Here is a 13,920-nt window from a genome sequence, read left to right as displayed (position 1 = left end):
AAAGCAGATGGGGCTTTATTATGGTTGTTTTTTGAAATGATCATTCCATCTATCAATGGTTGCAAGGGCATTCAAGTCGTTTGTAACTTCTCCAGGCCTTACACCTCGACCGATGACATAATCAACTAGCTTCATGCCAACAAAATCACAAATGTAGTGGAACTGTGTTACTAACGGCAGGCCTTTTGATTTTGAGTGAGGGCCACCAGTGATAATGACATAGGCCTCCTTTTCGGCCAATGACGCTTTAAAGGGCATAGATGTATCTCGTAAATACTGCGACCAGCGATCGACAAAATTCTTCATTGGACCGCTCATCCCGTACCAGTAGAGGGGGGTCGCAAATATTATCCTATCATGGTTGATCATGTGCCGTGCGAGCTCCTTAAAGTCGTCGTCTACAGGTGTGAAGCCACCCTCGTCGTGACGCTGGTCAACAATCGGATTAATGGTATAATCGGTTAGTCGTGCTGTTGTATGAGGAACTCCTTGTGTGAGACGAGCTGCAAGTAGTGTAGAGTTGCTCGCATTCCTTGTGCTTCCTAAAAGTACTAACGTACGCATAGCCATTCACTCCTTTTTGTATGTACGAAAATAACGTATGAATTGTGCAAAAGTTACAATAATTGCGTTTACCAATCATAGTAAAAAGGGTATTAAAATGTGAATAAATAAAAAGTAGGGGGAGTAATTATGGTGGATCAGTGGTTTGCTGAAGGGACATTTCTCGGTGACTTTATTATTGCTGGGAACGGAATTTTATGGACATACATACTTATCGCATTTCTTTTAGGATTAGGATTATACTTAACGATTCGTACAAATTTCGTACAGTTTCGCATGTTGCCTACAATGGTCAAGGAGCTTATTAAAGGAACAGACCGCAGTGACTTTAAAAAGGGAAAAGGTACAAGCCCTTTCCAGGCTTTCGCAATTAGTACAGCGGCAAGAGTCGGAACTGGTAACCTTGCAGGTGTGGCGATTGCTATCTCTGTAGGTGGTCCTGGTGCCATCTTTTGGATGTGGGTCGTGGCATTGATAGGTGCAGCGACTGGATTTATTGAGAGTACGCTAGCGCAAATTTATAAAGTAAAGGATAAGGACGGGTTCCGTGGCGGACCTGCTTATTATATGGAACGCGGCTTAGGTCAACGCTGGATGGGTATTATTTTTGCGATCCTTTTAGTTCTATGTTTTGGTCTCTTATTTAATGGACTACAAACAAACACAATTGCCGACGCATTCGCTGGTGCCTATAGCGTGGAGCCTTGGATTGTAGCTACTGTTTTAGCAGTAGCGATGGGTATCATCATTTTCGGTGGTATTCGTCGAATTGCAGTAGTGGCAGAAGTCATTGTACCGATTTTTGCAATCGTGTATGTGATCACTGCGTTAATCATTATGATTATGAATATTACAGCTGTACCGCAAGTATTCGGATTAATTTTTGCGAATGCATTCGGGGTGCAGGAGGTCGTTGCAGGTGGTATTGGTGCAGCCATCGTAAACGGTGTGCAACGCGGCCTGTTTTCTAACGAAGCAGGTATGGGTAGTGCGCCAAACGCAGCAGCTACAGCTTATGTCGATCACCCTGTTAAGCAAGGATTTGTACAATCATTAGGGGTACTTGTAGATACGATTATTATCTGTAGTGCGACAGCGTTTATTATCCTACTTGCCGATGTACACACATACGGTGACATGGAGGGTATCCAGCTTACGCAAAACGCGCTATCCGCGCACATTGGTGACTGGGCAACGCCTATTGTAGCTATTGCGATCTTCTTCTTCGCATTCAGCTCTCTACTAGGTAACTATTACTATGGACAAGCGAACATCGAATTTATTTCGCAAAACAAGATCTTCTTACTTCTATTCCGTTTAGCTTTCATCGGAATGATCTTTGTTGGCGCAACAGCGCAACTAGAGAATATTTGGGAAGCAGCTGACTTCTTCATGGGATCCATGGCAGTCGTCAACTTAATTGCCGTTCTCTTACTCGGGCATATTGCCATAAAAGCACTCAAGCATTATCAAGGCCAAATGAAGCAAGGGCTCGATCCAACCTTCTACCGAGATAGTGTTAAAGGACTTAAGGGCATTGAGTCTTGGGATGAAAAGAAGAAATAAGGATTGAATGTAAAAAGCACTGCATAAGAGGAGCCGAACCAGCTCACTTATGCAGTGCTCTTTTTTATTTATTAAATATGTGAGTTCCACGTAGATCGGAATTTAGACATAAACGGCAGAAGGGCAAAAAAAGTGGACGTTACAATCACAAGATAAATAAGAAAAGGAACAATTGCTATATCAATAAACAAATTAGGTCCAATAATCATAGCAGGTACAAGAGCAATAATGATATATCCAAATTTACGCGTCTTAACAAATTGCTTTTCGTTACAGTGAGGGCAGTGAGTGTACTCATATGTAAATCGCTGTGCCTTCATTGCCTGCTTATACGTGAGTTGCTTCTTGCACGCTTCACAAGTAGGTAATTCTAAGCTCATTACGGTCCGCCTCCTTTATGATGCCTCCATTTTAGCATACATCCTTTAAATTGGAAATTATGCTATAGAAGTAATGTGTATGATTGAATATGCAAGACTTGAAAGGCTGGGATTCGCACTTGAAGGGAGTAACACTCAAATTACGAGAAGTAAGACGAAAACAATAAATAGTATTATTCAACGTACTGCATCCTCTATAGATAGGTCTCCCTCGAATAAACAACCTAATAAATGTATAAAAAATGAATAGACTATTATCCATAATTAGCAAAAAACCTTATTTTCCAGAGGTGATCATTAATAAAACTGAAAATTTAAACATTATTTATGCGGTTGATTTAATAAAAATACATGATAGAATCATAAATATGAATAAAGATTAATAAATACTCATTCACATACAAAACAACTTTGGGGGAGACAGACATGAAGAAAAAAGTAGGATTTATCATTGGAGCGACAGCATTACTTGCAGCTTGTGGGAGCGACGACAACACATTAACAATGGGAACATCGGCAGATTACCCACCATTTGAATACGTAGATACAGAGAATAGCGATGAAATCATCGGATTTGACGTAGATCTAGCCAAAGCGATTACGGAAGAGCTCGGCTATGAATTAGAGATTGTTGATATGGACTTTAACGGACTTATTCCAGCGCTACAGTCAGGGCGAATTGATTTTGTGCAGGCAGGTATGAGACCAACTGAAGAACGCCGTGAGAATGCAGACTTCTCCGATATTTACTTCTTCGGTGGTCACATGATCGTAACAGCTGCAGATAGTGATATCCAAACGATTGAGGATCTTGAAGGGAAGACGCTAGGTGTGCAGCTTGGATCTATCCAAGAAGGGCAAGCGGACGAGATTGGCGAGACAGTACCGGATGTGACGATTGAGTCGCGTAACCGAATCCCAGAGCTTGTGCAGGAAATTAACACAGGGCGCTTTGATGCAGCCATTATTGCAGACACGGTTGCAACTAACTATATAGAAGCAACAGAAGGCCTTACAGGTTTTGAGTTACCTAACCAATCAGAAGAAGACGGAAATGCAATTGCTTTTGAAAAAGGTAGCGAGCTTGTGGAAGACTTCAACCGCGTGATTCAAGAGATGCGTGATAGTGGTGAGCTAGATGAGCTCATCCTTGAGTGGTTTGATCAAGACATGACAGAAAACGAAAACTAAGACAACATAGAGAGGAGGGGGAAGGGCATGAATTTAAACTTTTCCCAGGTGTTGCCCTCGCTCCCTTACATTCTGCAAGGGGTTTGGGTGACGCTACAAATTGTAGCAGTTGCCATCGTCATTGGATTTATTCTAGGGGTTCTACTTAGCTTACTTAAAATTGGACGTATTAAAGCACTACGTTTTTTAGCAGATGCCTATACATCGGTTTTCCGAGGGACACCGCTCGTACTTCAGCTTATGATTATTTATTTTGGGATGCCTCAGCTTATCGGCTATGATATTCCAGCCTTTGCTGCAGCAGTGGCGGCGTTTGGTTTAAACTCAGCTGCCTACATTTCTGAAATTATCCGCGCGGGTATTCAATCAATCGATAAGGGACAAACAGAAGCGGCACTTGCGCTTGGCATCCCTTATCAAGAGATGATGAAAGACATTATTCTTCCCCAGGCGATGAAAAATATTTTACCGGCACTTATGAATGAGTTTATTACGCTCACGAAGGAATCGGCGATTGTAACCACGATAGGCGCATTAGATATTATGCGCCGTGCCTATATCGTAGGTGGCCAAACCTACGCATTCTTTGAGCCACTTATTATTGCGGGTATCATCTATTACGTGCTAGTCATGGGACTTACGCTTCTTGGGAAAGCGGTAGAAAGAAGGTTGATGCAAAGTGATTAACGTTGAACATTTATCCAAGTCATTCGGAGATAACGAGGTCCTTTCTCAGATCACAACAAGTATAAAAAAAGGGGAGGTTGTCACGGTTATTGGTCCATCAGGTTCCGGTAAGTCGACCTTCTTGCGTTGTATGAATCTTCTAGAGACACCATCAGGCGGCGAGATCACGATTGATCAGGCCGCGATCACGGCTAAAGATGCACCAGTCTCTCAGATTAGAGAAAAAATCGGCATGGTATTTCAGCACTTTCATCTTTTCCCCCACCTAACTGTGCTAGAAAATATTACGTACGCTCCGACAAAAGTAAAAAAGCTCAGTAAAAATGAAGCAGACACGATCGCACATGGGCTTTTAAAGAAGGTAGGACTCTCGGATAAGGCGGACGCCTACCCAAATCGTTTATCAGGCGGACAAAAGCAGCGTGTGGCTATCGCTCGTGCATTAGCAATGGATCCAGAAATCATGCTATTTGACGAGCCGACCTCGGCGCTTGATCCAGAAATGGTCAAAGAGGTGTTGGATGTCATGAAGGGACTCGCTGAATCTGGCATGACAATGGTCATTGTCACGCACGAGATGGGCTTTGCGAAGGAAGTATCCGACCGCGTCCTATTTCTTGATGAAGGAAAGCTTGTAGAGGACGCTCCGCCAGTGGAATTCTTTACTGCTCCTAAGTCCGTACGTGCAAAAGAGTTTTTAGATAAAATATTGTAAGAACGAGCGTCTCCTTAGACAAGGGGGCGTTTTTTGTTGTTTAGGAAAATGGAATAAAAATCAGGCACCGTCCTTCTTTGTAGATCATACAAAGAGAGAGGGTGCCTCATTTTTCTATCCTAAAAGGGTGAGTAGGAGGGTAATGGTGATGACGCTTAGTAGCGTCGAAATAAGCGTGACGCTTGAGATATATTTTGGATCGCTGTCGAACTGTAAGGCATACATAACGATGGTTGCAGCGGATGGCATAGCGGCTGAAACGATTAAGACGTTTGCCAATAGTGGATCCATCGGGAGGATCGTCGTTAAACCGAATGCAATTGCAGGGGAGACAAATAGTCGAATCACTACTCCGTATGAGACGGACGGCCAATCGAAGTTTGTCCACTCCATATTCGCGAGCTGCATGCCTAAAATCAGCATCACAAGGGGAATGGCTGCAGCTGCGATAATATCCACTGTCCCAAGAACGTTTGCTGGCATCTCAAGCCCTGTGACTTGAAGGAAAATACCGAGCAATAGCGCGTATGTAACAGGCATTTGAAGGACACTTCGAATGGCATAGCGTGCACCGGCCTGGCCTTTTGCTGCATAATATACGCCAAAAATATTCATGATGATCGATTGTAGCACCATAAAAATAACGGCGTAGGCGAAGCCTTGCTGCCCGTATGCAAATAGGATGATCGGCGCCCCGTAGTTACCAGCGTTCATGAACGCAGTGGCTAGAATCCATTTATTCTGCGTCTCATCAGGCTTTCGCATAATCCATGCTAAGACTTTATTGACCATTATGAGTGAAAATAGGAGTGCGAAGGCGAACACGATGATATACATATATTGACGATCGATGGTGGCGCTGTAGAAAGTTTGAAAAACAAGTGCTGGTGTGGCAATGTATAAGGCGACAACGGATACAGGTTTGATGTCGACTTTTTTCCACTTTTGAATCGCAAATCCGGAGGCGAATACTAATAGCACCGGTAACACGACATTAATGAAGATAGACATGCGAACGCTCCTTTATTTCGAAAATAGGAATAATTACATTGTACCTTACTGAGCAAGCTCGATGTTTACATAATTCTCGTAAAAGGTGAATTGCGAAATAGGGGTGGCTAGACTAAAATATAAGAAGAGTCAGAAAAGGAGAGCTGAGAGGAGGAAGTGACGTGATTACACTCAAAAACATCAACGTTACGCGTGAGGGTAATGAAATTTTGAAAGGGGTTACATGGAATGCGGAGAAGGGTCAACAGTGGGGGATTTTAGGGTTGAACGGCTCTGGAAAGACAACCTTACTGAAGGTCATTACGGGAAATATGTGGGCGACAGCAGGCACGGTTGACGTACTCGGTAACCAATACGGAATGGTTAATCTGCCCGAACTGCGTAAATCAATCGGCTGGGTGAGCGCAGCGCTCGACCAACAGTTTAACAGACACGACGAAGAGACGGCTTTGGAGATTGTTCTTAGCGGGAAGCATGCATCGATCGGGTTGTTTGAGCCTATTACGGCGGAGGATGTGGATCGTGCGCATGAGCTACTAGCGAAGTTTAATATTTCGCATTTGACGAATGAGCCGCTAAAATTCTTTTCGCAAGGAGAGCGAAAGAAGGTGCTTTTGGCGCGTGCGTGGATGTCTAATTTGGAGCTTTTGATTTTAGATGAGCCTTGCTCGGGGCTTGATCTGTATGCACGCGAGGAGTTTTTGGATACGCTTGAAGTGATGAAGACGGACGAAAATGCGCCGACGCTTCTTTATGTGACGCATCACTTAGAAGAGATTATTCCATCGATTAGCCACATGCTTCTCTTGCATGATGGAGAGATTGTGGCGGCGGGTCCTAAAAAGGATGTCATCACAGAAGAGAATCTTACGAAGACCTTCCAAGTGCCAGTGAGCTTGTCGTGGCATGAGGAGAGACCGTGGATTCGTGTGAAAAAAGAGGCGGGTTTGAATAAGATATAATAGCTGTTTAGGCTAGTGCCGCATACGTGCGGTTGCTGGTCTTTTTTCTTGTTAGTAGGAGAAGGTTAAGTGTGGCGCATTTGTTTAATCAACGAAGTCCATAGGGTAGAAGTGGGGCACATAAAATCTGAACGAGGAACATAACTTTGTGATAAGGCACATAAACTCGTAATGGGGCACATAACTAAGTTAAAGTTAAGCGCGAAATCCATAACTTTAAAATACGGCACATAAAATCAGAATGGCGAACATAACTCCAAAATGAGGAACATAAAAACCACCACACATAATAAACCAAGTTCAAAGCTAGAGATTTAAGCATATACTTCCAATTTACATGTCCAGCTCACACCTTTAGAGCCCCTCTGACCGTAATCAGAGGGGCTCTTCACTCATTTAGGGTACACTACTTAGCAGAAATTAACGGATATTCATGGATATACGTAGGGTTATCTAGTTCTCGTAAAATAAAGTGCGCGATATCAGCACGTGATACGAAAGGTGATTCCATTTTAAAGTAGCCTGTTTTATAGTCTTTTGTTAACGGTCCCTCTGTAAGACGAGGTCCACGGACAATTGTCCAATCAACAGAGCTTTTAGCAATGAGAGTAGCGTGAGCTTTCCCATCATTTAGAACATCTTTCGCTACTAGTTGCATTACACCTTCAATGATGCGTCCAAACCATTTTTGAGCGACATCCTTTTGTGCTTTCACAGCAGCACCAGTAAGACTTATAAGGCGAGTCACTTCATGTGTATGCATAGCTTTCAACACATAAGAGGTAGCTGTTGCCTGTAAGTCTTTTGGAGAGTTCTTTGAGTGACCGATGAGACTCACAACGGCATCATTACCTTCTATTGTTTTCAAAACATCACTCTCCTTAAGAATATCACCTTGGAGGACAGTTAAATGTGGATGCTCCACACCTAATTTAGATGGTGTCCGAACTAAGACCGTTAATTCATGTCCTTGTTCTAATGCTTGCTTTACAAACGGAATGCCGCTACGTCCTGATGCTCCAAAAACTGCTATTTTCATTGTAAATCCTCCTCTAGTTGTTTCTTTATTGTTAGTGCCCACTCTTTTTCTACTTGCCATTGGTTAATACGATGAGTCATCACTTTGTTTAAATAGGATGGTTTGTCTTCTCCAAATAAATAAGAAGACGAAGCCTCTACTCCTTTTTTCAAATGCTCTATATGCGCTTCGCAATATTCCACGTAGTGCTCTGTGAGCTGTAGCCTCTTCTCCTGCTGCAATAAGTCAAAAACGGTCACTTTAAATGAGAATAGCTCTTGGTATTCCTTTGGATTCGACTCGGTGTCTAGCATGAGAGCAAAGAATCGTTCTTTACCAGTAGGGGTGAGCGTAAACACTTTTTGCTGTCGTCCATTAATCTGTTTGACAACATTTTTTACAAATCCTTGCTTCTCAAGCTTTGCTAGTAGGGGATAAATGCGCCCATTACTAGCCTTTGCAATAGGACCGATAATGCTATTAATTGTTTGCGCGATGGAATACCCGTGTGCCTGCCCCGTCATAAGCGTCGACAGAATGATTAGTTCATACATGTCATTCCTCCTCATGTGTCATAATGACCTATTTATTCTTAAATATAAGTCATGATGACCTATTTGACAAGGAAATAACGTCACGCTATTAATCGTGTTTCTTCATATTTAATAGTCAGGTCCTAATTGCAGATAATAGACTAGTGGCAATTCCCGAATAATCATACCTATTATGTAGACACTAAAGTGACGCATTATCTATATACTTTTATGTATGAATATGAATGTTTACTCAATAGTAAGCGTTTACATAAACGTAGACCAATCTATAACTAGCAAGGAAAGGAAGAAACTAACTGCTTCTGTATGCTTTTGTCATTATTCATTCTGGTATACGAATTTCCATCGAAAAAGAGCAAGCTCGTGTAAAATTTTTTAACAAGCAAAAACCTTGATATTATCGGATATATTGCTATATTCATTCGGGAAAACCTGAAATCTGGCTTAAAATGACTTTGTATTTCGAATAAAAGGTGGTATTATTCTGAAATACGAGAAAGAATATTCGTTGATTTCTGAATCTTTCAAGTTACAATCATTTTTACTTTAGTATGTTCTGTGGTAAACTAGTCAAAATGCATAAAAATGTGTATAAATGGTTGAATATGTTGAATTAACGCCGTATTCTTTCATTTGTTCATATTTTCGAAAACTCAAGGAGGGACGCTATCATGATGAAAAACGGGTATCCTATCGCTCAAGGGCTTTACGATCCGAGAGAGGAACATGAAGCTTGTGGAATTGGGATGATTGCTAATATTAATGGTACGAAATCCCATGATATCGTTCAAAATGCGATCACAATCTTATGTAACCTCGAGCACCGAGGTGGTCAATCCGCCGACGTCAGCTCTGGTGACGGAGCAGGAATTTTAACACAAATACCTCACCGTTTCTTTGAAAAGCAATTCGATAAAGAAGAACTTGAAATTCCCGAGGAAGGCAAATACGGAATTGGGATGGTGTTCTTCCCTCGAGACCCTTACGCGCGTAAAAATGCACGTAAGATTTTCGAACGAGTGATTGAAGAAGAAGGTCAGGAAGTAGTTGGATGGCGCACAGTGCCAGTGAACGACGCCTTTGTTGGGGAAGAAGCGAAGAAGACAGAACCCTTTATCCGCCAAGTGTTAATTGCACAAGGAGAAAACATAAAAGACCAAGACGATTTTGAGCGTCGCCTCTATATTATTAGAAAGCGCACAGAAATCGAAATCGCGAAATCGATGAAGGATCAAGATTTCTACATCTGTAGTTTATCGTCTAGAACGATTATTTATAAAGGGATGCTTATCCCTGAGCAGCTTAATTCATTCTATATTGATTTGAATCATCCGGACTTCAAGTCAGCTGTCGCATTTGTACACTCACGCTTTAGTACAAATACGTTCCCAAGCTGGAAGCGAGCGCACCCGAACCGTTACACCATTCACAATGGGGAGTTTAACACTCTACGCGGTAACGTAAACTGGATGAAGGCACGAGAGAAGATGTGTCAATCAGAGTATTTCTCCGATGAAGATCTAAATAAACTCTTACCAGTTATCGATAAAAACGGTAGTGACTCCTCTATGTTTGACAACTGTTTTGAATTCTTACACCTCTCAGGCAGATCCCTCGCTCACACTGCGATGATGATGATCCCGGAACCTTGGGCAAACGATGATCTAATTAAGCCAGAAAAGCGCGATTTTTATGAATATCACAGTACACTTATGGAGCCGTGGGATGGACCTGCTGCAGTTGGGTTCACTGACGGAAGACACGTAGGTGCTATTTTAGACCGTAACGGACTTCGTCCAGCTCGTTATTACGTAACAAAGAGCGGCATGCTTGTCCTAGGATCTGAAGTTGGAGCATTAGATATCTTTGCTGATGATATTGAGTACAAAGAGCGTTTAAGCCCAGGTAAAATGCTTCTTCTTGATTTAGAGGCTGGTAAAATCATTCCAGATGAAGAGCTTAAGATGCAAATTGCAAAAGAGCAACCATATAGAGAATGGTTAGATGAGAATTTACGTGAATTAGAAGATGTAGAAGAGAGCAAAGCGGAGCTTGCAAACGACCTAGAAGGTCTTGTCGAGCAACAGCTTGCCTTCGGATATACGAATGAAGAGATGACAAAGATTCTAAAGCCGCTTGTTGTAGAGCAAAAGGATCCTGTTGGATCGATGGGCTATGACTCGCCGCTTGCCGTACTGTCACAAAAGCCGCAGCTACTATTTAACTACTTTAAGCAGCTGTTTGCACAGGTAACAAACCCTGCGATCGATGCGATTCGTGAGGAGATTGTGACGCAAATTAGTACCACTATCGGAGCAGAGGGAAGCCTCGTTAATCCTGACGCATTAAGCTGTCGACATATTCGATTACAAAGCCCTGTCGTTAGTAATAGACAGCTTCAAACGTTAAAGGACCAAAATTTAGATGGTTTCAAAGCGACAACCATGTCTATCTTATTTGAGGTGGAAAAAGGTGCAGAGGCAATGGAGCCTGCGTTAGAAGCGCTATTCGATCAGGCTGATCAAGCGATTGAAGATGGCAATGTGTTACTCGTACTATCAGATCGAGGCGTTGACGAAAAGCATGCTGCTATTCCATCCTTACTTGCTGTGTCTGCCTTGCACCATCATTTAATTCGTCAGGGCACTCGTACAAAAGTAAGCCTTTTAATTGAGACAGCAGAAGCTCGTGAAGTACACCACTTCGCGCTATTACTAGGCTATGGTGCGCAAGCAATTAACCCATATCTTGCGTTTGCGTCTTTAGAAGATTTACATGCACGTAACGAATTAGATGCATCAATGAGCTACGACGATGTGGTCAATCAGTACATCGCATCTGTTACAGATGGTGTTGTAAAAGTTATGTCTAAGATGGGTATCTCGACGATTCAAAGTTATCGTGGTGCGCAAATCTTTGAAGCAGTTGGTATTTCTAAAGAGGTCATCGACCGTCATTTTTCCAGAACGACATCTAAGATCGATGGTATTGGCCTTAAATTGATTGCGCAGGAAGTACTATTGCGCCATAAGCCAGCGTTTGCGCCAGCACGAGGTAAAACGAAGAAGCTCGAGATCGGGGATGAATTCCAGTATCGTCAAAACGGAGAGCACCATCAGTATAATCCAAGGACGATCCATATGCTCCAGCACTCAACTCGCGCAGGTGATTATGAGGCGTTTAAGGAATACTCCAAGCTTATTACGGAAGAAAAAAATAACTTACAGTCCCTACGTGGTCTGATTAAATTTAAAGAGCGCAAGGCGATCCCAATTGAAGAAGTCGAATCCATTGATGCCATCATGAAGCGCTTTAAGACTGGTGCGATGTCATTTGGAGCGATCAGCCAAGAAGCACACGAGGCACTCGCAATTGCGATGAACCGTATTGGCGGAGCGAGCAACAGTGGAGAAGGTGGCGAGGATCCAGAGCGCTTCACTCCAGATGAGAACGGCGATCTTCGTCGAAGCTCTATCAAACAGGTAGCATCAGGACGCTTCGGGGTAAAGAGTCATTACCTTGTTAATGCCGATGAGATTCAAATTAAAGTTTCGCAAGGAGCAAAGCCAGGGGAAGGCGGACACTTACCTGGTAAGAAGGTCTATCCTTGGGTAGCAGACGTTCGTGGATCAACAACGGGTGTAGAGCTTATCTCCCCCCCACCTCACCACGATATTTATTCGATCGAGGACTTGGCTGAGTTGATTCATAACTTAAAGAACGCAAACCCACGCGCTCGTATTAGCGTAAAGCTTGTATCAGCAGCAGGAGTAGGTACGATTGCAGCTGGTGTTGCGAAAGGACGCGCGGATCTTGTCTTAATCAGTGGTTACGACGGCGGTACGGGAGCAGCTCCACGTACAAGCTTAAAGCACGCTGGTTTACCGTGGGAAATTGGACTTGCAGAGACGCATCAGACACTTATCTTAAACGGTCTTCGTGATCGAATTGTTGTAGAAACAGACGGGAAAATGATGACAGGTCGTGACGTTATCGTTGCGACACTACTTGGAGCGGAAGAGTATGGCTTCTCCACAGCACCACTTGTGGTATTAGGCTGTATTATGATGCGCGTGTGTCACCTAGATACATGTCCAGTAGGGGTAGCAACGCAAAATCCAGAGCTACGTAAAAAGTTTATCGGGACAGCTGATTCCGTCGAAAACTTCATGCGCTTTGTTGCACAAGAAGCTCGCGAGCTTATGGCAGAGCTTGGATTCCGCACAATCAATGAGATGGTTGGACGTACCGATATTTTAGAAATGAATAAAGCAGTCGACCACTGGAAAGGTAAACACCTCGACATCGGTGCACTTCTTTATCAGCCAGAGCTTGCGCCAGGCACTACAGCGTATGCAAGTCGTAAGCAGGATCATGGTTTAGAGAAGTCTCTTGACCATCAGGAGCTATTACCATTCGCGGAGGAAGCATTAGAATCAGGTACACCAGTTAAAGGTACGTCGTCGATTCGAAATATTCACCGCGTAGTTGGTACGATCCTTGGTAGTGAGGTTACACGTCGCTACGGTCTAGAAGGTTTACCGGAGGATACAATCCGACTAAACTTTAAAGGGTCAGCTGGTCAAAGCTTCGGTGCCTTTATTCCTAAAGGGATGACGTTAAAGCTTATTGGAGATGCGAACGACTTTATCGGTAAAGGACTTTCTGGCGGTAAAATCATTGCACGTCCAACGCGTAAGTCATCGTTTAGCTGGGAGCACAGCATTATCGCAGGTAACGTTGCATTCTACGGCGCAACAGGCGGTGAGGCATATATTAGTGGGCTCGCTGGAGAGCGCTTCTGTGTCCGTAATAGTGGCGCACAAATTGTTGTGGAAGGTGTAGGAGACCATGGCTGTGAGTACATGACTGGAGGTAAGGTCGTGATACTTGGAGAGACAGGTCGTAACTTCGCTGCCGGTATGTCTGGTGGTATTGCTTATATCTTAGATGAGAACGAAGTTCCGTTTGAGAAGAAGTGTAATAAGGAGCTCGTTCTCCTTCAATCACTGACAGATAAAGAAGAAATCGAAGAACTACGTACGATGATTGAAAAGCATGTAGAGTACACTTTAAGTCCTAAAGGAGAGCGTATTTTAGCACAGTGGGATGACTACGTATCAAAATTCGTGAAGGTAATTCCTAAGGACTTCCTAAAGATGCGTGAGCGTATTGCTTACCATCAATCTCAAGGATTAAGCAAGTTCGATGCGGAAATGGCGGCGTTCGAAGACAGCAAGAAGCCGGCAGTCGCTGCAAAATAATCTTTTTA

11 protein-coding genes are annotated in these 13,920 nt (G+C 43.1%); 6 read left to right on the top strand and 5 right to left on the bottom strand.

All coding sequences use genetic code 11. The features are described from left to right. Positions 1–18: 18 nt before the first annotated feature. On the bottom strand, positions 19–564 hold the full coding sequence (locus FLK61_RS18965) for a flavodoxin family protein (RefSeq protein WP_176010907.1): 546 nt from the start codon (positions 562–564) through the stop codon (positions 19–21). A 129-nt stretch (positions 565–693) separates the two neighbouring features. Here FLK61_RS18965 and FLK61_RS18960 point away from each other — a divergent pair, with 129 nt between their 5' ends. Next, entirely contained in the window at positions 694–2,130 is a 1,437-nt protein-coding gene (locus FLK61_RS18960) for an alanine/glycine:cation symporter family protein (RefSeq protein WP_176010906.1), read from the top strand. A 71-nt stretch (positions 2,131–2,201) separates the two neighbouring features. On the opposite strand, the gene FLK61_RS18955 is transcribed toward FLK61_RS18960, so the two are convergent. Further along, positions 2,202–2,510 (bottom strand): TIGR04104 family putative zinc finger protein, encoded by a 309-nt coding sequence (locus FLK61_RS18955; RefSeq protein WP_176010905.1) that lies wholly within the window; start codon positions 2,508–2,510, stop codon positions 2,202–2,204. A gap of 426 nt (positions 2,511–2,936) precedes the next feature. On the opposite strand from FLK61_RS18955, the gene FLK61_RS18950 reads away from it, so the two are divergent. Genes FLK61_RS18950 through FLK61_RS18940 form a run of 3 tightly spaced genes read left to right on the top strand, consistent with a single transcriptional unit; the run spans position 2,937 to position 5,103 of the window. Next, positions 2,937–3,701 (top strand): transporter substrate-binding domain-containing protein, encoded by a 765-nt coding sequence (locus FLK61_RS18950; RefSeq protein ID WP_176010904.1) that lies wholly within the window; start codon positions 2,937–2,939, stop codon positions 3,699–3,701. Between the two features lie 27 nt (positions 3,702–3,728). Beyond that, entirely contained in the window at positions 3,729–4,388 is a 660-nt protein-coding gene (locus tag FLK61_RS18945) for an amino acid ABC transporter permease (RefSeq protein WP_176010903.1), read from the top strand. Continuing rightward, positions 4,381–5,103: an amino acid ABC transporter ATP-binding protein gene (locus FLK61_RS18940; RefSeq protein WP_176010902.1), complete on the top strand. Its 723-nt coding sequence runs from the start codon at positions 4,381–4,383 to the stop codon at positions 5,101–5,103. Before FLK61_RS18945 ends, FLK61_RS18940 begins: the two co-directional genes overlap by 8 nt. A 114-nt stretch (positions 5,104–5,217) precedes the next feature. Here the strand turns inward: FLK61_RS18940 and FLK61_RS18935 are convergent, their stop codons facing one another. Further along, a complete protein-coding gene (locus tag FLK61_RS18935) occupies positions 5,218–6,114 on the bottom strand; it encodes an AEC family transporter (RefSeq protein WP_176010901.1) in 897 nt (298 codons plus the stop codon). A gap of 161 nt (positions 6,115–6,275) precedes the next feature. On the opposite strand from FLK61_RS18935, the gene FLK61_RS18930 reads away from it, so the two are divergent. After that, positions 6,276–7,076 carry an ABC transporter ATP-binding protein gene (locus FLK61_RS18930; protein ID WP_176010900.1) on the top strand — a complete coding sequence of 267 codons (801 nt, stop codon included), beginning with the start codon at positions 6,276–6,278 and terminating at the stop codon, positions 7,074–7,076. A gap of 406 nt (positions 7,077–7,482) precedes the next feature. Here FLK61_RS18930 and FLK61_RS18925 read toward each other — a convergent pair whose 3' ends face one another. Continuing rightward, positions 7,483–8,115, bottom strand: a complete 633-nt coding sequence (locus tag FLK61_RS18925) for an NAD(P)-dependent oxidoreductase (protein WP_176010899.1) — start codon at positions 8,113–8,115, stop codon at positions 7,483–7,485. Then, positions 8,112–8,648: a PadR family transcriptional regulator gene (locus tag FLK61_RS18920; RefSeq protein WP_176010898.1), complete on the bottom strand. Its 537-nt coding sequence runs from the start codon at positions 8,646–8,648 to the stop codon at positions 8,112–8,114. The genes FLK61_RS18925 and FLK61_RS18920 overlap by 4 nt, the downstream gene beginning before the upstream one ends. A 671-nt stretch (positions 8,649–9,319) precedes the next feature. On the opposite strand from FLK61_RS18920, the gene gltB reads away from it, so the two are divergent. Then, positions 9,320–13,912, top strand: a complete 4,593-nt coding sequence (gltB, locus tag FLK61_RS18915; RefSeq protein WP_176010897.1) for a glutamate synthase large subunit — start codon at positions 9,320–9,322, stop codon at positions 13,910–13,912. Positions 13,913–13,920: the final 8 nt, after the last annotated feature.

This window comes from Paenalkalicoccus suaedae (assembly GCF_006965545.2).
Lineage (GTDB): Bacteria > Bacillota > Bacilli > Bacillales > Salisediminibacteriaceae > Paenalkalicoccus > Paenalkalicoccus suaedae.
This window is presented reverse-complemented; position numbering and strand designations above follow the sequence as displayed.

What these genes read in the sequence shown, in the direction of transcription:
- gltB (WP_176010897.1), top strand. Translation starts at nt 9,320, where the DNA reads ATGATGAAAAACGGGTATCCTATCGCTCAAGGGCTTTACGATCCGAGA.
- FLK61_RS18960 (WP_176010906.1), top strand. Translation starts at nt 694, where the DNA reads ATGGTGGATCAGTGGTTTGCTGAAGGGACATTTCTCGGTGACTTTATT.
- FLK61_RS18950 (WP_176010904.1), top strand. Translation starts at nt 2,937, where the DNA reads ATGAAGAAAAAAGTAGGATTTATCATTGGAGCGACAGCATTACTTGCA.
- FLK61_RS18965 (WP_176010907.1), bottom strand. Translation starts at nt 564, where the DNA reads ATGCGTACGTTAGTACTTTTAGGAAGCACAAGGAATGCGAGCAACTCT.
- FLK61_RS18935 (WP_176010901.1), bottom strand. Translation starts at nt 6,114, where the DNA reads ATGTCTATCTTCATTAATGTCGTGTTACCGGTGCTATTAGTATTCGCC.
- FLK61_RS18945 (WP_176010903.1), top strand. Translation starts at nt 3,729, where the DNA reads ATGAATTTAAACTTTTCCCAGGTGTTGCCCTCGCTCCCTTACATTCTG.
- FLK61_RS18925 (WP_176010899.1), bottom strand. Translation starts at nt 8,115, where the DNA reads ATGAAAATAGCAGTTTTTGGAGCATCAGGACGTAGCGGCATTCCGTTT.
- FLK61_RS18920 (WP_176010898.1), bottom strand. Translation starts at nt 8,648, where the DNA reads ATGTATGAACTAATCATTCTGTCGACGCTTATGACGGGGCAGGCACAC.
- FLK61_RS18955 (WP_176010905.1), bottom strand. Translation starts at nt 2,510, where the DNA reads ATGAGCTTAGAATTACCTACTTGTGAAGCGTGCAAGAAGCAACTCACG.